The organism is Nakamurella aerolata (assembly GCF_013002705.1).
Classification (GTDB): domain Bacteria; phylum Actinomycetota; class Actinomycetes; order Mycobacteriales; family Nakamurellaceae; genus Nakamurella; species Nakamurella aerolata.
The window spans coordinates 259,185-280,714 of sequence record NZ_JABEND010000003.1 but is presented as its reverse complement, the minus strand read 5'-3'; the positions used below and the strand labels follow the sequence as shown (position 1 = coordinate 280,714).

Below are 21,530 nucleotides of genomic sequence, written 5' to 3'. Positions count from 1 at the left end.
GCGCGGTTCGCCGGGAAGGCAGGAGAGGTGGTGGCGCCGTGGATCTGCTGTTGCTGACCAGCGCCACCGACCCGACGGCCGTGCTCCCCGCGGTCGACCTGCTGCCCATCGCGGTGCGCACCGGCGCGTTCGAGGCCTCGGCGTTGGTGACGTCGGGCCCTTACGACCTGGTGCTGGTGGACGCCCGCAACAACCTCGCCGCTGCCCGCTCGCTGTGCCGGCTGCTCGGCGCCGACGGGTTGGCGGTGCCGGTGCTCGCGGTGGTCACCGAGGGCGGCATGGTCGCGATCGGCCCGGAGTGGGGGGTCGCCGACGTGGTGCTGGCCGACGCCGGCCCGGCCGAGGTGAACGCCCGGCTGCGGCTGTTGGCGGCGCGCAGCGCGGCCCCCGGCAACGCCGGGATGACCAGCCTCGGCGACCTCACCATCGACGAGGACACCTACACGGCCCGGCTGCGCGGGCGGGTGCTTGAGTTGACCTACAAGGAGTTCGAGCTGCTGAAGTTCCTGGCGCAGCACCCCGGCCGGGTGTTCACCCGCGAGCAGTTGGTGACCGAGGTGTGGGGCTACGACTTCTTCGGCGGTACCCGCACCGTCGACGTGCACGTGCGGCGGCTGCGCGCCAAGCTCGGCGCCGAGTACGAGTCGCTGATCGGCACCGTGCGCAACGTCGGTTACAAGATGGTGCCGCCGCCGCGCTCGCGGGAGCCGGCCGAGCGCGACCCGGCCGGGGCGCACCAGCGACCGGAGCGCATTGTCTGGCCCGAGCAGACTCCTTCCGGCGCAACGCATCCGGCATGAGCAGCAGCCCGCGAGCCGCCGCCGGACAGCCACGCTGGCACCGACCCGACACCGCAGAACAGCAGGCGATCGCCTCGCTGGTGCGGGCCGCCGCCCAGCAGGACGGGGTGCCGGCGTTCGGCGGGCACGTGCTGGAAAACCTTGCGGCCGTTGACGTTCTGACTCTCCATGACGCCGGGGACGCCGATGGTGGGACCGCCGGGGACGCCGGGGCTAGGGACGCCGATTCCGGAGACGTTGAGGCGGGGAACCGCCGCGTCGCCGGCGAAGGCGGTCGGCTGGTCGGTGCGGTGGCCGCTCCTGCCGGCGATCCGGCAGAGTTGGTGGTACACCCCGACTTTCGCCGCCGGGGCCACGGCGGCGCATTGCTGCGTGCCGGCATCGACAGGGCCGGAAAGGTCTGGGCGCACGGCGATCTGCCCGCTGCCAGGAGCTTGGCCGCCGCGCAGGGCCTGCATCCGGTGCGCACGTTGCTGCAGCTGGGCCGCGAGCTGCCGCTGCCGCCGGAGCTGGCCAGGGCGCAGTGGCCGGACGGGGTCGCGGTGCGTACCTTCCAGCCCGGCGTCGACGACGAGCATTTCCTCGCCGTGAACGGCAGGGCGTTCGCCTGGCATCCGGAACAGGGCCGGCTGGACGCGGCCGGGCTCGCCACCGAGATGGCGCAGGACTGGTTCGACCCTGCCGGCTTCTTCCTCGCCGTTGCTTCCGACACCGGCGCCGGCCCCGATGGGAAGTCCGGTCCGGACGGGAAGGCCGGCCCGAGTGGGACGGCCTGGTCGGGTGGGACGGCCGGCTCGGGCGGCAGGGTGCTCGGCTTCCACTGGACCAAGCTGCACCGCGAACCGGAGTCAGAGCCGGTCGGCGAGGTGTACGTGCTCGGCGTCGACCCGCAGTCGACGGTGCGTGGCCTCGGTACCCCGCTGACCGTCACCGGGCTGGTGCATCTGGCCAGGCGCGGCGCGCAGCGGGCGATCCTGTACGTCGAGGGCGACAACGCGCCGGCCCTGCGGCTGTACCGCAAGCTCGGTTTCGACACCGTCGGCACCGACGTGGTCTACGCCCCTGACGCCGGAGCCGCTCCCGGATTGTCCGGTTGACCGCGCTGTCCAGTTGATCGCGATGGCCGGTTGACCCGCTTCTTGTTCGAACAAATTGTTGGCGCAACGTTAGGCCGGGAGTAGAGTTCGGGCCAGGACGTTCGCTGCCACGATCGCGCATCCCCGCAGGCCCGGACCGGTGAGTGACACGTCAGGACTGTGTCGCAGCCGACAGTCGCCGGGCGGCATGGTTCACCTCTCGTTCACCTGCGTGGGTCCAACCGGCCACCCAGGGCACCTACCGTCCGACATCGGGCTGCGTGATGCGGCCCGGCCGCCGCGGGATCCGCGCGGTCATCGCAGAACCCATGGAGGAACCAGCGTGAAGATCACGCGAATGGGCGGCCTGGTGGCCGTAACCGCCGCTGCAGCTTTGGTTTTGACCGCCTGTGGCTCGGACGACAACTCGGGCTCCGGCAGCACCTCAAGTGCGACCAGCCAGACCGACTCCGGCACCACTGGTGGCGACGCAGGGGCGTCCAGCCCGGCCACCGCGGGTGGCGCCGATGCCAGCGCCAGCGATTCCGGTGCCGCCGGTGCGTCGGGTTCCGCCGACAGCTCGGCCGCCGGCGGTGCCGCCGGTTCCAGTGACGCCGGCTCGTCCGCCGCGGGTGGTGCCGGCTCGTCCGCCGCGGGTGGTGCCGACTCGTCCGGCGCCGGCTCGTCGGCCGCGCCCGGTGGCGCCGCTGCCAGCTTCGACGCCGCCGGCTTCACCTGTGAGTCCAGCGCCGCGCTGCGCTCGTCGGGCTCCACCGCGCAGGGCAAGGCCATCGGCGCCTGGATCGACGCCTACAACACCAAGTGCGGCTCCAAGATCAACCCGTACGGTGGCGGCGGCTCCGGCAAGGGCGTCAGCGACTTCATCGCCAACCAGACCGACTTCGGCGGCTCCGACTCGGCGCTGAAGGAAGACGAGATGGCCGAGGCCAAGACGAAGCGTTGCCAGGGCAACGACGCCATCGACCTGCCGATGGTGACCGGCCCGATCGCGGTGGCGTTCAACGTCGACGGCGTCGACAAGCTGACCCTCACCCCCGCGGTGCTCTCCGGCATCTTCGGCGGCGAGATCAAGAAGTGGAACGACCCGAAGATCGCCGAGGTCAACTCCGGCGTCAACCTGCCGGACGCGCTGATCAAGACGGTGCACCGCTCGGAGGACTCCGGTACCACCGACAACTTCACCAAGTACCTGGCCGCCGCCGGCAAGTGGGACTTCGAGGGGGGGCAAGGCCTGGACCGCTCCCGGCGGCCAGGGCGCCCAGGGCTCCGACGGTGTGCAGAAGGCATTGGGCTCCACTGCCAACTCCATCGGCTACGTCGAGTGGGGCTACGCCACCGCCGGCAACCTGAAGATGGCCGCCATCGACAACGGCGGCGGGCCGGTCGAGCTGACCGGTGAGTCCGCCGGCAAGGCCGTCGCCGCCGCCGATATCGTCGGCAAGGGCAAGGATCTGAGCCTGAAGCTGGACTACGCCACCAAGGAGCCGGGTGCCTACCCGATCCTGCTGGTGACCTACGAGATCGTCTGCTCCGCCGGTAACGGGGACAAGGCCGCCGCGCTGAAGAGCTTCCTCGGCTACGCCGCCACCGACGGCCAGGCCGAGTTGGAGAAGCTGGGCGCCGCCCCGCTGCCGGCCGAGATCCAGACCAAGGTGGTCGAAGTCGTCAAGGGCCTGAGCTGACACCACCGCAGTCTCAGCAACACAGCAAGACCAGCAACAACAGCAAGACAGCAACAACAAGCAACACAGCATGGCAAGCAGTAGATGCAGTACCGAGTAGCACGCATGGCCGGCCGCGGGTGGCGAGGCAATCGCCGTCCCGCGGCCGGTGCGCATCCGTCGCTGCCCCGGCGGGACCGAGACCGGTCCCGCCGGGGGTGGTGATCGTCGTCATGGGCTGGTCGAATAGGCCCGGTGACGGCAGGCGCAACATGCCGGTTCGGTCGGCCGGCGGAAAGATGGACCGATGACCTTCAGTGAGGGGACATGCCCAGTTCACCTGGCGGAAGCCCGATGACCTCCGCGTCCGCCCCCGGCGACCGCGACAACAACGACGGCGGCGACGGCACCGCGCCGCACCGACCCGATACCGGCGACCAACTGCACAAGGCCGCCTCCGAGCACGCCACCGACGCCACCGACGCGATGGCCTCGCGGCTGGCCGCGAACGCGAGGTCGGACGGTGCGCACTCCGCTCCGGACGCCGGTGCTGCCGACACCCGGACGCCCGACTCCACTGCGCCCCGCGCCGTCCCCGATGACGAAGAGATCTTCGCCGAGGCGGCGGCGGGCGGACCGATGGGACCCGTCCCTCCCCAGCCCAAGCGCTCGTCCGGCGCGTCGGGGCCGAGCGAGTCGGAGATCTCCGGCAGCGCGGTCCGGCTCGGCGACCGCATCTTCAAGGGCCTCGCAGCCGGCGCCGGCGGTCTGCTGCTGGTGGTGATGGCGGCCATCGCGGTGTTCCTGATCTGGAAGGCGTGGCCGGCGATCAAGCCGGGCGGCGAGAACGTCGGCAACCTGTTCACCACGCAAGCCTGGCGCCCGCAAAGCGATCCGCCGATGTTCGGCATCGCGGCGCTGCTGTTCGGCACCGTGGTGTCGTCGGTGATCGCCATGCTGGTCGGGGTGCCGATCGCGATCGGCATCGCGCTGTTCATCTCGCACTACGCCCCGCGCCGGGTCGCCACCGTGCTCGGCGCCATCGTCGATCTGCTGGCCGCGGTGCCGTCGCTGGTGTTCGGCATGTGGGGCCTTTACTTCCTGGTGCCGAAGACCCAGGGCTTCCAATCCTGGCTCAACCAGTACTTCGGCTGGACGTACCTGTTCGGCTATCCGGACGCCACCCAGGCCAGCGACTTCGGGCAGAGCCTGCTGATCGCCGGCATCGTGCTTGCGGTGATGATCCTGCCGGTGGTGTCGGCCGTCTGCCGCGAGGTGTTCCTGCAGACCCCGCGGGAAACCATCGACGCGGCCTGGGCGCTGGGCGCCACCAAGTGGGAGACCATTCGCACAGCGGTGCTGCCGTTCGGCCGGGCCGGGATGATCTCGGCCGCGATGCTCGGCCTCGGCCGGGCGCTCGGCGAGACCATCGCGGTGGCGCTGGTGCTCTCCTCCGGCTTCGCCATCTCCTGGCACCTACTGGAGCCGGGCGGCGACACCTTCGCCTCGACCATCGCGCTCAAGTTCGGTGAGGCGTCGTCCAGCCCGCTCGGCATCCCGGCGCTGATCGCCGCCGGTCTGTTCCTGTTCGTCATCACCTTGATCGTCAACTCGATCGCGCGGGCCGTGATCGCCAAGAAGAAGGACTTCGTGGCGTGAGCACCAACCTTCAAACCGCCCCCAAGGCCAAGCCGTCGGCGATGCGTTCGCAACTGGTCGGTGCCAGGCTGCCCAAGTTCGCGGTGCCGCTCACCGCGATCGTCGGGATCGCGCTGGCCATCGGCTTCAAGTACCTGCTGAGTTGGTCGGGCTGGTCCACGACGGTGGTGGCGGCCGCGGTGCTGTTCGTCATCGTGCTGACCGGCTGGTCGTTCTCGGTCGAAGGCCGGCGCCGGGCCAAGGACCGGCTGGCCTCGACGCTGATCTACGCCTGCTTCGTGGCGGCGGTGGTGCCACTGGTGCTGATCCTGGTGTACATCGTGCAGCGCGGCTGGCCGGCGTTGTCCGCCAACTTCTTCAGCCACTCGATGGCCGGCGTCGGGCCCGACCAGCCCGGCGGCGGCATCTACCACGCGTTGGTCGGCACCCTCGAGCAGGTGGCGCTGGCTGCGGTGATCGCCCTGCCGGTCGGCATCTTCACCGCCATCTACCTCGTCGAGTACGGCAAGGGCGCGTTCGCCAGGGCCGTCACGTTCTTCGTCGACGTGATGACGGGTGTTCCGTCCATCGTCGCCGGCCTGTTCGTCTACACCTTCCTGCTGCTCGGCACCGGCGCCCGCCCGTTCGGGTTCGCCGGTTCGCTGGCGCTGGCGATCCTGATGATTCCGGTGGCGGTGCGCAGCTCGGAGGAGATGCTCAGGCTGGTCCCGCGCGACCTGCGCGACGCCAGCCTTGCGCTCGGCGTGCCGAAGTGGCGCACCATCACCAAAATCGTGCTGCCGACGGCGATGTCGGGTCTGATCACTTCGGCGCTGCTGGCCATCGCCCGCGTCGCCGGCGAGACCGCCCCGCTGATCCTGCTGGTCGGCTACGCGGACCGGATCAACTTCAATCCGTTCTCCGGCGACCAGGGCACGCTGCCGATGATGGTGTGGGACCAGCTCGGCAAGCGCACCGGCAACTCCGGTGAGTTCACCGACGGCCGGGCCTGGGGCGCGGCGCTCACCCTTGTGCTGTTGGTGTTGCTGCTCAACGTCATCGCCCGACTGCTGGCCCGGCTGGCCCAGCCCAAGCGCGGCTGACCGGATCGGTCCGGATGGAACCGCCGGCGGCACCGCCCGCCGCAGCCGCCGGCGGAATCGCCCGCCAGGTCCCGTTGTTGCTCCCGACGAGAACTACATAGCTTTTTCAACCATACGAAGGAAACCCCAGTGGCCAAACGCATCGACGTCGACGACCTGAACGTCTACTACGGCGACTTCCTGGCGGTGGAGGGCGCGTCCATCAAGATCGCCCCGCTCACCGTCACCGCCTTCATCGGACCCAGCGGCTGCGGCAAGTCCACCTTCCTGCGCACCCTGAACCGGATGCACGAGGTGATCCCCGGCGGCCGGGTCACCGGCAAGGTGATGCTGGACGGTGAAGACCTGTACGGCCCCGGCATCGACCCGGTGAACGTGCGCCGCACCGTCGGGATGGTGTTCCAGAAGGCGAACCCGTTCCCCACCATGTCGATCTACGACAACGTGATCGCCGGCTACAAGATCGCCGGCAGCCGCAAGGGCAAGAAGGAACTCGACGACATTGTCGAGCGCTCGCTGCGCGGCGCCAACCTCTGGGAGGAGGTCAAGAACCGGCTGGGCAAGCCCGGCGCCGGGCTGTCCGGTGGTCAGCAGCAGCGGTTGTGCATCGCCAGGGCCATCGCCGTCGAGCCCGAGGTGCTGCTGATGGACGAGCCGTGCTCGGCCCTCGACCCGATCTCCACCCTGGCGATCGAAGACCTGATCAGCGAGTTGAAGACCCGCTACACCATCGTCATCGTCACCCACAACATGCAGCAGGCGGCGCGGGTCAGCGACCGCACCGCGTTCTTCAACCTCGCCGGGGTCGGCCAGCCGGGCAAGCTCATCGAGTACGACGAGACCAGCAAGATCTTCTCGAACCCGTCGCAGAAGGCCACCGAGGACTACATTTCCGGTCGGTTCGGCTGAGCCAGCTCAGCGCTGAAAAATCTGATACGTCCTGCGCGGCAACAAGACTCGGCCGCCCACTTCCTGTGTCGGGGGAGTGGGCGGCCGTAGGTTACCGGCAGCATTGGCACCTGACGCAACTGGCAACTGACGCAACTGACGTTGACGCAGCCGCCGGCGGGAGGGGCGGGAGGCTCCGGTTTACTCGGGCGGGCTGAGCAGCACCGTGGTGTCGCCGCCGACGTTCTCGCCGGTGACCAGGAAGGTGACCCGGCGGGCGACGGCGACGGCGTGGTCGGCGTAGCGCTCGTAGAAGCGGCCGAGCAGCGCAAGGTCGACGGCCGCGGGGACGCCGTGCGACCAGCTCGGGCTCATCAGCGCGGCGAACATCTGGCCGTGCAGGTCGTCCATCAGGTCGTCCTCGGCGTTCATGCCACCGGCGATGTCGAGGTCGCGGGTGCGCAGCACCTCGGCGGCCCGGCCGGAAAGGTGCAGCGCCACCGAACTCATCCGCTCGAAGATCGGCTTGATCTCCGCCGGCACAACGGTTCTCGGGTGCCGGCGCCTTGCGGCCTTGGCGACGTGGATGGCCAGGGTGCCCATCCGCTGCAGGTCGGCGACGATCCAGATGGCGGCGACCACCGCGCGCAGATCCGAAGCCACCGGAGATTGCAGCGCCAGCAGCTCAAGGGCGGAAGTCTCGGCTGAGGCTCGCATCTCGTCCAACTGCACGTCCATGCCGATCACCTGCTCGGCAAGGGTGAGGTCGGCGTTGAACAACGCGGTGGAGGCATCACGCATGGCGGTCGACGCGACATCGCACATGCGGGCGCCATGGTCGCCGAGATCGGCGAGCTGGATCTGGTAGGCCTGACGCATGGCACCAGCCTAGGCGGTCGTCACCCGTGCGGCCGAGTCGCCGGATGAACGCGCCGTGAACACCGTATGGACCGCGCGCCAAGCTTCCAGTTCAGCGCCGGTTTCGGAACCTGGTCCGGGTGGTCGACAGGTGGTGTCCGCCCGCGTGCGGCGTCGTTTGCTAAGCGCAGTCGGTGGTTTCGGCGGCGTTCACCGAGGCGATGTCCGAGCTCTTGATGGTGACGGTGCTGCTCGGCTTCGAGCTGGTGGTGGCCTTCGCTGCGCCGGTGGAGCCGGTCCCGCTGGTCGACGATTCCGCAGCCGAGGTGGCCGAGGTCGCCGCGGCGCTGCGCGGCGCCGTGGTCTGCAGCCGGGACGGCAGGGTCTGGCCGGGCCGCACCCGCTCGATGGTGCCGTCCCACCCGCTGCCCACCAGCAACCGCACCTCGTCGCCGAGGTCCTGGCGCTGTTTCAGGGTGGCCTGGGGCACGGCCGCCGCCACCGCCGCCGCCTGCGCGCGGTGCCCGGGGCCGTAGAGCACCTGCACCGACGACTGGGTGGCGTTGTCGTCCCTGACCAGCGCCGAGTCGGGCACGTCGAACCCGGACGATGCCAACTGATCGCGGACCTCGCCGGCGATCCCACCGGTGCCGGCCACGTTGTAGACCTTCAGATTGATCGACGCCAGATCGCCGACAACCGTTTGCGGCGCGGCGCTCGACGTGGTGGTGGAGGCCGCCGAGCTGCGGGACGCCGATGCCGAGCTGGACGCCGGTGCCGAGCTGGTGGCGGCCGTCGACCCGGTGCCGCCGGCCGAACCGGCGGGTGCGGTACTGCTGGGCGCTGCCGGGCCGCCGGTTTGGCCCGGCAGCGGGGTGTCGTTGCGCAGCGCCTCCCAGACCGCGCTCGCGGTCTTGTCGGCGATCCGGTATTCCTCGGGGTTGTTCGGGTCGGGACGCGTCGGCAGCGTGTAGAAGGTGATCTTGCCGGGCGTCAGGTCGCCGAGTTGCTTGCGCAGTTGCACCAGGGTGTCGATGTTGACGTTGGCGGTGTTGGTCGACTTGGCGAATGCCGTCAAGAAGTTGTTGAGCTTGCCGGGGTCGGTGAGCGTTCCGGCGCTGGTGGCCTTGCGCAGCATGGTGGACAGCACCACCTGCTGCCGCCGGATCCGACCGATGTCGCCGCTGGGGTCGCCGATCACCTTGCGGGCCCGCACCAGGCTCAGCGCCTGCTCGCCGCTGATCGGGATGTTGGGGCCGGACTCCTTGACGATCCACTGCAGTTCGCGGTCGTTGATCGGCTTGCAGATGTTGACGTTGATGCCGTCAAGGGCGTTCACCATCGTCTTGAAGCCTTCGAAATCGATGGAGATGACCCTGTCGATGTTCAGCCCGGTCAGCTTCTGCACGAAGGCGGTGGTGCAGGTCGGGCCGCCGACCGAGTAGGCGTTGGTGATCTTGCCGGTGGCGCCCTTGCTGACGCGTTCCCACTCGTCGCTGAGCTTGCCGGTGCCGGCGTCCCACAGTCGGCAATCGACCCTCTGCACCCTGAGATCGCGGGGGATGCTGACGATGGTCACCCGCTGCCGGTCGCCGGAGATGTGCGCGATCATCAGGGTGTCCGACTGTGCGGAGTCGCTGGTGCCCGAGCCGGTGTTGCCGGCGTTGCCGTTGGCGCCGGAACGGGTGTCCGACCCCATCAGCAGAATGTTCTCCGGCGGGTACATCTTGGGGGCCTCACCGGCGGCCGGAACCGGATTGTTGTTGTCGTTGCTGCCGGTTCGCGTCGGGTTGGTGGGGTTCACCGGGGCGGAGACGTCGGCGTCGTCCGGCAGCGGCACCGAGTGGTTGTCGATCTCGGCCTGGGCGCTGCGCTTGATGTTCCAGTAGACGCCGCTCACCACCAGCACCATCACCGCGACCAGCGCGACCACCGACCGCACGGTGGCGACCCAGCCGCGGTGCCCGCCGGTGCCGCCGCGCGCCGGTGGCCTGCGCGGTGGGGGTGGCGGTGATTCGGTGCCATTGGATGATGCGCTGCCGCCGGACGCTGCGGCGTCGCTGGACGCTGCGGTGCCGGCGGACGCTGCGGTGCTGTCGGACGCTGCGGTGCTGCCGGGCGCTGCCGCGTCATTGGATGCTGCGGTGCCGGCGGACGCTGCCGCCGGTGTTGCCGTTGCCCCCGCCGCGGCGGCCCCTGCCGTTGCCGTTGCTGCTGCGTTCCCGCCCAGCGCTGCGGCGGCTGCCGGACGCGGTTCCTGGTCGGAGTCAGCCCGGTCGGCGGTTCCGGCCGGTCCCGACTGCGCCCGGTCCGATTCCGGCGTGCCGGACGAGTCGGAGGTGGGCTCCGAAGTGTCGGCGGTGGACGGGGCGGCGGCACCACGTTCGGCGGCCGGCGTTGCGGCGAGCAGCGTGGTGGGCGCGTCATCGGCGCCGGGGGCGGTGGGCTCGCGGTCGGCCGCCTCGTCCCGGGGGGCCGCCGGGGTGCTGTGCGAAAACTTGGTGTCGGCCGTCGGCCAGCCCACGTCGCGGTTCAGCGACTGCAGGATGGTGGCGACGTCTTCGGTGTCGATGCGCGGCAGCTCGCGGGTGAGATCGTCGGCGCCGTCGTACGGGGCCGCGGTCACCCAGTGCGGGGCGGACGCGTCGAAGGCCGGGCCGGCCGGCGTCGCGGCGCGGGTGGCGGCGTCGCCGAGCGGGTGGCCGGCAGCCGGTGCGTCGTACCGACCGAGCTGCGGCTGCTGGTTCCGGCTGTCGGCCAGCGCGGTGGCCCAGGCGACGGCGGCGTCCTCGGTGGCGGCGGCTCGGCGGCGCTGCTCGTCCGCACTGTCACCCGAACCCGGGGTGACTCCGGACGTCGCGGTGTCGCCCGGCTCGGTGTCGCTCGGTTCCGCAGTGTCACTAGGTACCGCAGTGTCACTAGGTACCGCGGTGTCACTCGGCCCGGCGGTGTCACTCGGCCCGGCGGCAGGTTCGCCGGAGGCGGCCGGATCGTGTTCGGGCCGGTCGGCATCGCCCGACTCGGCGTTGTCCGGTGAGGCATTGCCCGCCTGCAGGGCGGCGATCAGCTCGCGGGCCGGGATGCGGGTGTCGGGCTGCGGCTCGTCGTCCTGGCGTGGCCCACCGGCGAATCCCGGAACCACCCCGACGTCCTCGCTGGGCTGTTGTTGCCCGGCGGCCTGGCCGCGGCGGCGCCGGCGGCCGGAGCCTTCGTCGTCGTTACCGAGCCTGGCCAGCAGATCGTCGACCCTGGTGGCGTCCAGCCGGCGCCGGTTCCAGCGGCCTGGCCGTTCCCACGGTGCGGAGCCCTCCGCGTCCCGGCCGGTGCCGGTCCGGTCGCGGCCGTCGCGTGCGTCGCCGGACGACTGGCTCACGCGGTCTCCTCATCGCTCACCGTGCCCGGCCTTCGGACACGGAAAAACTGCCGGCGGCCGGGAGCCCGCTGGCGACGCTCCCGATGGTACGAGGCGCCGTTGTGGACCGCGCCCGGACAATGCGGCCCGCCGACCACGGCCCCCTGGCCCACCGCCGACACCGGCAGGAGGGGTCTGCCCGTACCGGCGTTACCGCACACACAGGGCTGGCAGCCATGCCGTCATCCCCGACGCAGACGCCTCCGCTGTGACCAAGACGCGCAAGGTGGTCAGATCGTTGCTTGTGATTCGGCCACCGCGATGAACGCGGACCAACGTCGGCAGCAGGAATGCCCCCTCGGCACCGGTCGGGTCGGCCCGCAGACCCTCCCAAGCCGGCTGGAATTCTACCGTGGTGCTGGCCTGCGCACAGGACTGCTGAGTGTCCCGCTGGGCCGGATCAACTGTTTGCAGCAGTACCTTTCGCTGCTCGGCCGGGTCGCCTCCCGCGGTGGCGTTGACCTGCTCGACGGACGCCGTGATGGCCTGCGTCACCGTCGGCGGCACGGCGGCAGCGGCGCCGGACACGTGGATGGCGCCACGGCTGCCCGGCGCCGAGCCCGGAGCGGAACCCGCTGCCGGCGAGCCGGATCCCGCTGCCGGCGAGCCGGATCCCGCTGCCGACGAGCCGGAGACCACGGCCGATCGTGATTCCTGCGGTGCCGCGCCGGTGGTGCACGCCGTCAGGCCGATCAGCAGCACGGCACCGGCCAACCCGGCGCCCAACCCGCGCGCGGCGGCGGGCGCGACCATCCGAGTGGTGCGCCGGGGGTAAGGCATCTCTCAGCCCCCGCTGGTGCCGATCTCCGCGCCTTCCGGGACGGCCAACTCGTCCGGGTCGGTCAACCAGCCGTGCGGCAGCGCCACCTTCGACTGCGGCGAGCCGGCCCGGCCGCGCGGCCCTTCGGCGTCGGTGGGGTAGGGCTGGGTGAGGTCGAGCTGGTCGATCATCCGGTCAAGATCGTCCAGCGAGTCGACCATGCCGAGGTCGAGCCGAGCGGTGGACCCGACGACGAAACCCCGCAGGTACCAAGAGATGTGCTTGCGCAGATCGCGGATGCCGCGGGCCGGGCCCAACTCCTCGCAGAGCAGCTCGGCGTGCCGGCGCATGATGGCCGCGACCTCGCGCAGCGTCGGCGGGGTGGGGGAGGGCCGGCCGTCGAAGGCGGCGGCCAGTTCGGCGAACAGCCACGGCCGGCCCTGGCAGCCGCGGCCGACCACCACGCCGTCACATCCGGTGCGCGCCATCATGTTCAGCGCGTCCTGCGCGGAGAAGATGTCGCCGTTGCCGAGCACCGGCACGCTGGTGACGGTCTCCTTGAGTCGCGCGATGGCCGACCAGTCGGCGGTTCCGGAGTAGTGCTGCAGCGCGGTGCGGCCGTGCAGCGCCACTGCCGCGGCACCGCAGCCCTCGGCGATGCGGCCGGCGTCCAGGTAGGTGATGTGCTCGGGATCGATGCCGATCCGCATCTTCACGGTGACCGGGATGTTCGCCGGCGCGGCAGCGGTAACCGCTTGCGAGACAATGGATTCGAAGAGCTTGCGCTTGTAGGGCAGGGCGCTGCCGCCGCCGCGGCGGGTCACCTTCGGCACCGGGCAGCCGAAGTTCAGGTCGATGTGGTCGGCCAGATCGTCCTCGACGATCAACTCGACGCTGCGCCGCACCACGTCGGGGTCGACGCCGTACAGCTGCAGCGAGCGCGGCGACTCCTGTGGCCCGAACCGCACCATGTCCATGGTCTTCGGGTTCCGCTCCACCAGCGCCATGGTGGTGACCATCTCGCAGACGTACAGCCCGGCACCGAACTCGCGGCACAGCTTGCGGAAGCTGCGGTTGGTGATGCCGGCCATCGGCGCCAGCTCCACCGGCGGCCAGACCTGGTACCGGCCGATCGTCATCGGATCGGCGACGGCGCCGGCCGGGCGGTCGGTGCCCACCCGGACCGTGCCGCCGGCGCCGGCTGCGGCAGTACCCCCAGCGGCAGTGCCCCCGGGGGCGGCGTCACCCACGGGTGCGGCCGGCGCGGCCGGGGCAGGCAGGGTGGAGGTCATGATCTCCAGTATCCCGCCGCCGCCGGGTGCCGCGGACCACGCCGTGGCCAGGGTCGGCGGCCTGCGGCGCGGGGGATAGCGTGCATCAGGCCGGTGGCCGGACGGAACGTCGTTGGCGTGCTGCCGCCGGCCCGCAGCGGACGGAAGGTGTTCAAGGGTGAATCTCAGATGAAGGCGCTGATCAAGCGTGGGCCCGAGCCCGGGCTGGAGCTCGCCGACGTTCCGGAGCCGGCCGTTGGCGCCGGCGACGTGCTGGTTCGGGTGGCCGCCACCGGCATCTGCGGCACCGATCTGCACATCAAGGCCTGGGACGACTGGGCGGCCGGCGCGGTGCGCGCGCCGCTGGTGGTGGGGCACGAGTTCGCCGGCGAGGTGGTGCAGGTGGGCTCCGCCGTCACCGAGGTGAAGGTGGGCGACACGGTGTCCGGCGAGGGACACCTGGTGTGCGGCCGCTGCCGCAACTGCCGGGCCGGGCGCCGACACCTGTGCCAGCACACCCGCGGCATCGGCGTGCAGGTGGACGGCGCGTTCGCCGAGTACGTGGCGTTGCCGGCCAGCAACGCCTGGGTGCACAAGCAACAGCTCGATCCAGCGGTGGCGGCCATCTTCGACCCGTTCGGCAACGCCGTGCACACCGCGCTGAGCTTCCCGTGCCTCGGCGAGGACGTGCTGGTGACCGGTGCCGGACCGATCGGCATCATGGCCGCGATGGTGGCCCGGCATGCCGGCGCCAGGCACGTGGCGATCACCGACCTGTCCGAGCGGCGGCTGGAGCTGGCCCGCGGCCTCGGCGTCTCCAAGGCGGTGCGCGCCGAACCCGGTGCGGTGCGCCGGCTTTTCGACGAGCTGGAGATGACAGAGGGCTTCGACGTCGGCCTTGAGATGAGCGGCAGCGGCGCCGCCCTGCGCGAGATGCTGGACGCCATGACGCACGGCGGCCGGGTCGCCATGCTGGGTTTGCCGAGCGCCGAGATCAGCATCGACGTGGCCCAGGTTGTGCTGAAAATGCTGACCCTGAAAGGGATTTACGGCAGGGAGATGTTCGAGACCTGGTACGCGATGAGCGTGCTGCTGCGCCAGGGCCTCGACATCTCCGGGGTGATCACCGACCGGATCCCCTACACCGACTACGAGCACGCCTTTGCCGTCGCCGCGCACGGCGATTCCGGCAAGGTCGTGATGACCTGGCAATAGGAAAGGGCTGACGTGGACAGCGCATTGAACACCCGGTTGACCGCCGAACTGCAGACGCTGCGGGACGAGGGCCTGTACAAGGTGGAGGAGCCGCTGACCTCGCCGCAGGCCGGCCGCATCACCGTCGACGACCCCGACGTGCCCGCCGGCCGCGAGGTGATCAACCTGTGCGCCAACAACTATCTGGGCCTGGCCGACCATCCCGCGATGGTCGATGCTGCGTCGAAAGCGTTGCAGCGCTGGGGTTTCGGTATGGCATCGGTGCGATTCATCTGCGGCACCACCGATCTGCACACCGAGCTCGAGGGACGGCTGGCCGAGTTTCTCGGCCGGCCGGCGGCAATCCTGTACGGCTCCTGCTTCGACGCCAACGCCGGGCTGTTCGAGACCCTGCTGGGCCAGCAGGACGCGATCATCTCCGACGAGCTGAACCACGCATCGATCATCGACGGCGTCCGGCTCTGCAAGGCGCAGCGGTTGCGCTACCGCAACCGCGACATGGCCGACCTGCGCGCCCAGCTGGAGGCCGCCAAGGGCGCCCGCACCACGATGATCGCCACCGACGGCGTCTTCTCGATGGACGGCTACCTGGCCCCGCTCGACGAGATCTGCGCGCTCGCCGAGGAGTACGGCGCGCTGGTGATGGTGGACGACTCGCACGCCGTCGGCTTCGTCGGCGAGCACGGCGCCGGCACCCCGGAACTGTTCGGGGTGCGGGACCGGGTGGACATCGTCACCGGAACGCTGGGCAAGGCGCTGGGCGGGGCTTCCGGTGGCTACACCGCGGCCAGCGGTCCGATCGTCGAGATGCTGCGGCAGCGCTCGCGGCCCTACCTGTTCTCGAACTCGGTGGCACCGCCGATCGTCGCGGCGGCGGTGGCCGCGCTCGACCTGCTCGGCGAATCGGCCGAGCTGCTGGCCCGGCTGCGCGACAACACCGCGTTCTTCCGCGCTGAGATGACGGCCCGCGGCTTCGACATCCCGGAGTCCGACCACCCGATCGTCCCGGTGATGATCGGTGACGCGGCGCAGGCCGCCGCCATGGCCGACCGGCTGCTGGCGGACGGCATCTACGTGCGGGCGTTCTCGTTCCCGGTGGTGCCGCGCGGCAAGGCCCGTATCCGCACCCAGATGTCCGCGGCGCACACCAGGGACGACCTGCAGGCCGCGATCGCCGCCTTCGAGCGCGCCCGCGGCTGACGCGCCGGCCGGGCGCTGACACGGGCGGCGCTGACACCGGATGCGCGGATCGCCGCTGCGTCGCCCGGACGGAGGCGCCGGCGCTCGGCGCGATCAACGGAGCGCGCGGCAGCGCGGGCGCCGTCATCCCACAGATTGAATTTTCCGGGCGAACGGGGCAACAAGGGTCGCGGGACACCTGATGTTCACCTTGGGGTCTTGTGCTGGCCCCTGAGCCGTTTCAGACTGACTCGGCGATCAGACCTGACACATCCGTGAGATTTCCCCGTGAGAAAGCAGTGTGTCCATGCGAGTTCGGCTCCCCGGTCGGCGAACTGCCGCCGCGCTCACCACCGTGGCGTTGGCGGGTGCCACCGTCTTCGCGGTCCCCGGCACCGCGTCTGCTGTCGACGTCGGCAGTCCCGTCGTCATCAACGAGGTGTACGGCGGCGGGGGTAACTCCGGTTCGCAGCTCAAGCAGGACTTCGTCGAGCTGTACAACTCCTCGTCCGCGCCGGTCGACCTGTCCGGCTGGAGCCTGCAGTACGCGTCCACCAGCGGCACCAGCTGGCAGCGCACCAACCTCACCGGCAGCGTCCCGGCCAAGAGCTACTACCTGATCGGTGAGGCGGTGGGCGCCGGCGGCACCGTCGACCTGCCGACCCCGAACGTCACCGGCACCATCCCGATGTCCGGCAGCGGCGGCAAGGTCGCGCTGGTCAACAGCCAGAGCACGTTGTCCGGTTGCGCCGCGGCGTGCAGCAGCGCGGCCGGCGTCGTCGACTTCGTCGGCTGGGGCAGCGCGAACGACGCCGCCGGCGGCGCACCGGCGCCGGGCACCAGCAACCCGCAGTCGGTCAGCCGCAACGACCAGCACGCCAACACCGGCAACAACGCCGCCGACTTCGCGCTGCTGAACCCGCCGACGCCGATGACCGGCGCTGACGATCCCGGCACCGGCGACCCTGAGCCGGTCGCCGCCACCATCGCCGAGATCCAGGGCACCGGCGCCACGTCCCCGCTGAACGGCAAGACGGTCACCACCAAGGGCGTCGTCACCGCGGTCTACCCCAAGGGTGGATTCAACGCCTATGTGCTGCAGACTCCCGGCACCGGCGGGCCGATCGACTTCACCACCCACACTGCTTCCGACGCCATCTGGGTGTACTCGCCGGCCACCGTTGCGCGGGCCAGCATCGGCAACTACCTGCAGGTGACCGGCGCGGTGTCGGAGTACGCCGGCACCACGGAGATCACCGTCGAAGGCGTCGGCGATCTGTCCCGCGCGCCGGGCCGCGCGGCGCCCGTCAAACCCGCCACCACCACCGAGTACCCGCGCAACGAGGCCCAGCGCGAGTCGCTGGAATCGATGCTCTACCAACCGACCGGCCCCTACACCGTCACCAACACCTACGCCACCAACCAGTACGGCGAGGTCGGGCTGGCCTTCGGCGACAAGCCGCTGCTGCAGCCGACTGAGGTCGGCCGCCCCGGCAGCGTCGAGGCCAAGGAGCAGGCCGCCGAGAACGCCGCCCGCGGTGTGGTGCTGGACGACGGCGCCTCAACCAACTTCCTGTCGTCGGCGGGCAATTCCCAGACGCCGCCGTACATCTCGAACGACAAGCCGGTGCGCGTGGGTGCTCCCGTCACCTTCAGCAAGCCGGTGATCTTCGCCGTCGGCGGCAGCCCGGCCAACCCGACCTGGCGGTTCCAGCCCACCAGCCAGGTGACCCCGGCCGATCCGGCCGCTTACCCCGCCAGCTGGGCCAACACCCGCACCGCCGCGCCGGACGCTTCGCTGATCAACGCCAAAGGCGATGCGGCGCTTGAGGTTGCGTCGTTCAACGTGCAGAACTTCTTCACCCTGTTCGGCGATCAGCGCAGCGACTGCAGCGCCTACCGCGACCGCGAGGGCAACCCGATCACCGTCAACCGCTGCACCGGCCCCAACGGCCCGCGCGGCGCCTGGGACGCGGAGAACTTCAACCGCCAGCGGGACAAGATCGTCACCGCCATCAACGGCTCCGGCGCCGACGTTGTCGGCCTGATGGAGATCGAGAACTCCGCCGTCGTCGGCGAAAGCGTCGATCGCAGCCTTGCCACCCTGGTCGAGGCGCTCAACGCCAAGGCCGGCGCCGGTACCTGGGCGTTCGTGCCGTCGTCCAAGGATCTCCCGGCCACCTCGGCGATGGACGTGATCAACTCGGCGATCATCTACCGGCCGGCCGCAGCCACCCCGGTGGGCGAGGCCAGGGCGCTCGGGACCCAGTCCGGCGCCGGGCAGGCGTTCGACCAGGCCCGCGAGCCGCTCGCGCAGAAGTTCGTCCCGGCCGCCGGTGGTGACGAGTTCCTGTTCGTCGTCAACCACTTCAAGTCCAAGGGCAGCTCGGCCGGTGGGCTGGGCGACGCCGACACCGGCGACGGCCAGGGCGCGTCCAACGGCACAAGGGTGCGTGAGGCGCAGGCGCTGCTGCAGTGGGTGAACACCTTGGTGGACACCAAATCCGAGGCCGTTGTGATGGTCGGCGACTACAACTCGTACACCGCCGAAGACCCGATGCAGGTCTTCTACGACGCCGGCTACGTCGACGCCGACAGCTACTTCGGCACCGGCAAGTACTCGTACTCGTTCTCCGGCCAGTCCGGCTCACTCGACCACGCGCTGCTGAACAAGGTGGCCGCCGACCGGGCCACCGGTTCCGACACCTGGAACATCAACTCGCCTGAGTCGATCGCGCTGAACTACAGCCGCTACAACTACTCGCCGACCAACTTCTACACCCCCGACCAGTACGCGGCCTCCGACCACGACCCCGTGCTGGTCGGCCTGGCCGCGAAGAACGCCGGTGGCGGTGGCGGCGGCGAGGTGCCGAGCGAGCTGACCTTGTTGAACATCAACGACTTCCACGGTCGCATCGATGCCAACACCACCAAGTTCGCCACCACCGTCGAGCAGCTGCGCGCCGCCGGCGGCGAGGACAGGACGCTGTTCCTGTCGGCCGGCGACAACGTCTCCGCCTCACTGTTCGCCTCGGCCGTGCAGGACGACAAGCCCACCCTCGATGTGCTGAACGCCCTCGATCTGCGGGCCTCAGCGGTGGGCAACCACGAGTTCGACAAGGGCTACGCCGATCTGGTCAACCGGATCATGAAGCCGGCCTCGGAGGCCAACCCGCGCGGCGGCGCCAACTGGGATTACCTTGGCGCCAACGTGTATCGCAAGGGCACCACCGAGCCGGCGCTGCCGGAGTACTCGATCCAGCAGGTCGGCGGGCTTCGGGTCGGCGTCATCGGCGCCGTCACCGAAGAGACCTCGACGCTGGTCAGCCCTGACGGCATCGCCGACCTCGAGTTCGGTGATCCGGTGGATGCCGTCAACCGGGTCGCGGCCCAGCTCACCGACGGTGACGAGAGCAACGGCGAGGCCGATCTGCTGGTCGCCGAGTACCACGAAGGAGCCGGAGCCGGCACACCGGACGGCGCCACCCTCGAGCAGGAAGTGGCCGCCGACGGCGCGTTCGCCAAGATCGTGAACGGCACCTCGGCCAAGGTCTCGGCAATCTTCACCGGGCACACCCACAAGCAGTACGCCTGGGACGCACCGGTTCCGGGCGAGGCCGGCAAGACGCGGCCGATCCTGCAGACCGGCAACTACGGCGAGAACGTCGGCAAGGTCAAGCTGAACATCGACCCGGCCACCAAGCAGGTGACCGGCTACACCGCCGAGAACGTGGCACGGGCCGCCGCCGAAGACCTCTCACTGCCGCGGGTGGCCAAGGTCAAGGAGATCGTCGACGCCGCGCTGGCCTACGCCATCGAGATCGGCAGCCAGCCGATCGGCAAGGTCACCGCGGACATCACCACCGCCTTCTCCGGCGGCAGCTACGGCGCCGACGGCACCTGGACCGGCGGCACCCGCGACGACCGCGGCAGCGAATCGACCCTTGGCAACCTGGTGGCAAACTCGTTGGTGTCAAGCCTTTCTCCCGCCGACCGCGGCGGCGCCACCATCGGCGTCGTCAACCCCGGTGGGCTCCGCGACGAGTTGCGCTACGGCACCGACGGCACCATCACCTACGCCCAGGCCAACGGGGTGCTGCCGTTCGTCAACAACCTGTGGACGGTGACGCTGACCGGCACCCAGTTCAAGACGCTGCTCGAGCAGCAGTGGCAGACCAACGCCGACGGCACCGTGCCGTCCCGCTCGTACCTGCAACTGGGCCTGTCGAAGAACGTCAGCTACACCTTCGACGCCGCCGCGGCCCAGGGTGAGCACATCACCTCGGTCACCATCGACGGCAAACCCCTTGACCCGCAAGCGAACTACCGGATCGGCACCTTCTCGTTCCTGGCTACCGGCGGCGACAACTTCCGGGTCTTCAAAGAGGGCAGCAACGTGCGCGACTCCGGGCTGATCGACCGGGACGCGTGGATCCAGTACCTGCGCGACAACTCGCCGGTGTCGCCGGACTTCGGCAAGCACTCGGCGGCCGCGACGGTGCCGACCGAAGCGACGGCGGGGACCGAACTGCCGCTGCAGGTGGGCGCGTTGAACCTGACCAGCCTCGGCTCGCCGAAAAACACAACGGCGAAGGTCGCGCTGGTGGCCGCCGACGGCACCGCCACCGATCTCGGCGAGTATCCGGTGACCACCGAGGTGGTGGCCGGCGATCCGCGCGGCGTCAAGAACGGTCAGCTGACCGCGCAGGTGCCGATCCCGGCGACGGTGCCGGCCGGGGACTACACGCTGACCGTGACGGCCGCACCGAGCGGCACCGTCGTGCGGCGGCCGATCAGCGTCGCTGCCGGCACCCCGCAGCCGGTGCCGACCACCACCACCCTGACGGCCAGCGCCCCGAGCCAGGTGTACCGGCCGTCGACGCCGGTGCAGTTCACCGCCACCGTCACCACCGCTGACGGCTCGCCGGCCAACGGCACGGTGACGCTGAAGGCCGGTGCCGCCGAGTGGGGCAGCGCCCCGGTGCGGGACGGGAAGGCCACCATCGCCGTACCGGCCGACGCCGCCGCCGGCGTGTACCAGGTGACGGCGACGTTCACCCCGGCCGAGGACGCGAACCAGCAGGAGTCGACCTCCGAGCCGGTGAAGTTCCAGGTGGCGATGGCGCTGTCGGCCACCACCGTGACCGCCGAGGTGGTGGCGGTGGACAAGGCCACCAAGAAGGAGACCAAGCTGAAGTCGGGCTTGGTGATCACCGGCACCGTCACCATCGCCGACCCGTCGGTCGCCACTGCGGACGGGGCGCTGAACATCAACGTCAACGGCAGCAAGGTCGCCGAGCTGACGCTGGTGAACGGCACCGCCACCTCCGAGGTGATCCCGGTGCCCAAGGGCACCGCGACGGTGATCGCGACCTATGCGCCCGCCGACCCGGCCAACGTCAGCCGGTCGTCGTCGGCGCCGCTGCGGGTGCCGGTGAAGAAGTAGCCGGCGCAGCCGAGCAAGCACGGCCGGTGCCCCCGGTGCGGATCAGCTGATCCGCACCGGGGGCACCGGCCTTTCCGGGCTTTCCCGGAACGCTGGCCCGCGAACCTTGCGGGTGCGCCGTGGTGGCCGGCGACGCTGTTCGTGCCCGACTCGCCGAGCCGGCGTACCGGCAATCACCCGGAGGTGGGCGCGTCGCGCCCGC

At 70.5% G+C, this 21,530-nt stretch carries 14 protein-coding genes; 10 read left to right on the top strand and 4 right to left on the bottom strand.

The annotated features are described in order from the left end of the window. Nucleotides 1-38: 38 nt before the first annotated feature. The 7 genes from HKD39_RS07330 (at nt 39) to pstB (ending at nt 7,208) form a co-directional block, all read left to right on the top strand. Nucleotides 39-800 (top strand): winged helix-turn-helix domain-containing protein, encoded by a 762-nt coding sequence (locus HKD39_RS07330; protein ID WP_171199198.1) that lies wholly within the window; start codon nt 39-41, stop codon nt 798-800. Further along, nucleotides 797-1,897: a GNAT family N-acetyltransferase gene (locus HKD39_RS07325; RefSeq protein ID WP_171199197.1), complete on the top strand. Its 1,101-nt coding sequence runs from the start codon at nt 797-799 to the stop codon at nt 1,895-1,897. Before HKD39_RS07330 ends, HKD39_RS07325 begins: the two co-directional genes overlap by 4 nt. A 322-nt stretch (nt 1,898-2,219) precedes the next feature. Beyond that, a complete protein-coding gene (locus HKD39_RS07320) occupies nt 2,220-3,296 on the top strand; it encodes a substrate-binding domain-containing protein (protein WP_212754173.1) in 1,077 nt (358 codons plus the stop codon). Beyond that, nucleotides 3,184-3,579: a substrate-binding domain-containing protein gene (locus HKD39_RS18695; protein WP_246232179.1), complete on the top strand. Its 396-nt coding sequence runs from the start codon at nt 3,184-3,186 to the stop codon at nt 3,577-3,579. The genes HKD39_RS07320 and HKD39_RS18695 overlap by 113 nt, the downstream gene beginning before the upstream one ends. A 618-nt stretch (nt 3,580-4,197) precedes the next feature. Next, nucleotides 4,198-5,217 carry a phosphate ABC transporter permease subunit PstC gene (pstC, locus tag HKD39_RS07315; protein WP_343074647.1) on the top strand — a complete coding sequence of 340 codons (1,020 nt, stop codon included), beginning with the start codon at nt 4,198-4,200 and terminating at the stop codon, nt 5,215-5,217. A 41-nt stretch (nt 5,218-5,258) separates the two neighbouring features. Next, nucleotides 5,259-6,299, top strand: coding sequence for a phosphate ABC transporter permease PstA (gene pstA, locus HKD39_RS07310; RefSeq protein WP_171199437.1), 1,041 nt, complete (start codon nt 5,259-5,261; stop codon nt 6,297-6,299). 129 nt (nt 6,300-6,428) lie between these two features. Then, nucleotides 6,429-7,208 carry a phosphate ABC transporter ATP-binding protein PstB gene (gene pstB, locus HKD39_RS07305; protein ID WP_171199196.1) on the top strand — a complete coding sequence of 260 codons (780 nt, stop codon included), beginning with the start codon at nt 6,429-6,431 and terminating at the stop codon, nt 7,206-7,208. Between the two features lie 180 nt (nt 7,209-7,388). On the opposite strand, the gene phoU is transcribed toward pstB, so the two are convergent. The 4 genes from phoU to dusB form a co-directional block, all read right to left on the bottom strand. Beyond that, nucleotides 7,389-8,066: a phosphate signaling complex protein PhoU gene (gene phoU, locus HKD39_RS07300; RefSeq protein ID WP_171199195.1), complete on the bottom strand. Its 678-nt coding sequence runs from the start codon at nt 8,064-8,066 to the stop codon at nt 7,389-7,391. A gap of 160 nt (nt 8,067-8,226) precedes the next feature. Next, nucleotides 8,227-11,418: an LCP family glycopolymer transferase gene (locus tag HKD39_RS20400; RefSeq protein ID WP_171199194.1), complete on the bottom strand. Its 3,192-nt coding sequence runs from the start codon at nt 11,416-11,418 to the stop codon at nt 8,227-8,229. Between the two features lie 189 nt (nt 11,419-11,607). Next, the gene (locus HKD39_RS07290) at nt 11,608-12,237 is read right to left on the bottom strand and encodes a hypothetical protein (RefSeq protein WP_171199193.1); all 630 of its coding nucleotides are present in this window, start codon (nt 12,235-12,237) and stop codon (nt 11,608-11,610) included. A gap of 3 nt (nt 12,238-12,240) precedes the next feature. Further along, entirely contained in the window at nt 12,241-13,356 is a 1,116-nt protein-coding gene (gene dusB, locus HKD39_RS07285; RefSeq protein WP_212754258.1) for a tRNA dihydrouridine synthase DusB, read from the bottom strand. A 321-nt stretch (nt 13,357-13,677) separates the two neighbouring features. Here dusB and tdh point away from each other — a divergent pair, with 321 nt between their 5' ends. The 3 genes from tdh (at nt 13,678) to HKD39_RS07270 (ending at nt 21,328) form a co-directional block, all read left to right on the top strand. Further along, entirely contained in the window at nt 13,678-14,703 is a 1,026-nt protein-coding gene (gene tdh / locus HKD39_RS07280; protein ID WP_171199191.1) for an L-threonine 3-dehydrogenase, read from the top strand. A 24-nt stretch (nt 14,704-14,727) separates the two neighbouring features. Beyond that, nucleotides 14,728-15,903: a glycine C-acetyltransferase gene (locus HKD39_RS07275; RefSeq protein ID WP_171199436.1), complete on the top strand. Its 1,176-nt coding sequence runs from the start codon at nt 14,728-14,730 to the stop codon at nt 15,901-15,903. Nucleotides 15,904-16,189: 286 nt separating this feature from the next. Continuing rightward, a complete protein-coding gene (locus HKD39_RS07270; protein ID WP_171199190.1) occupies nt 16,190-21,328 on the top strand; it encodes an ExeM/NucH family extracellular endonuclease in 5,139 nt (1,712 codons plus the stop codon). Nucleotides 21,329-21,530 lie beyond the last annotated feature (202 nt).

What these genes read in the sequence shown, in the direction of transcription:
- HKD39_RS07325 (WP_171199197.1), top strand. Translation starts at nt 797, where the DNA reads ATGAGCAGCAGCCCGCGAGCCGCCGCCGGACAGCCACGCTGGCACCGA.
- pstC (WP_343074647.1), top strand. Translation starts at nt 4,198, where the DNA reads ATGGGACCCGTCCCTCCCCAGCCCAAGCGCTCGTCCGGCGCGTCGGGG.
- pstA (WP_171199437.1), top strand. Translation starts at nt 5,259, where the DNA reads ATGCGTTCGCAACTGGTCGGTGCCAGGCTGCCCAAGTTCGCGGTGCCG.
- phoU (WP_171199195.1), bottom strand. Translation starts at nt 8,066, where the DNA reads ATGCGTCAGGCCTACCAGATCCAGCTCGCCGATCTCGGCGACCATGGC.
- HKD39_RS07290 (WP_171199193.1), bottom strand. Translation starts at nt 12,237, where the DNA reads ATGCCTTACCCCCGGCGCACCACTCGGATGGTCGCGCCCGCCGCCGCG.
- dusB (WP_212754258.1), bottom strand. Translation starts at nt 13,356, where the DNA reads ATGACGATCGGCCGGTACCAGGTCTGGCCGCCGGTGGAGCTGGCGCCG.
- tdh (WP_171199191.1), top strand. Translation starts at nt 13,678, where the DNA reads ATGAAGGCGCTGATCAAGCGTGGGCCCGAGCCCGGGCTGGAGCTCGCC.
- HKD39_RS07270 (WP_171199190.1), top strand. Translation starts at nt 16,190, where the DNA reads ATGCGAGTTCGGCTCCCCGGTCGGCGAACTGCCGCCGCGCTCACCACC.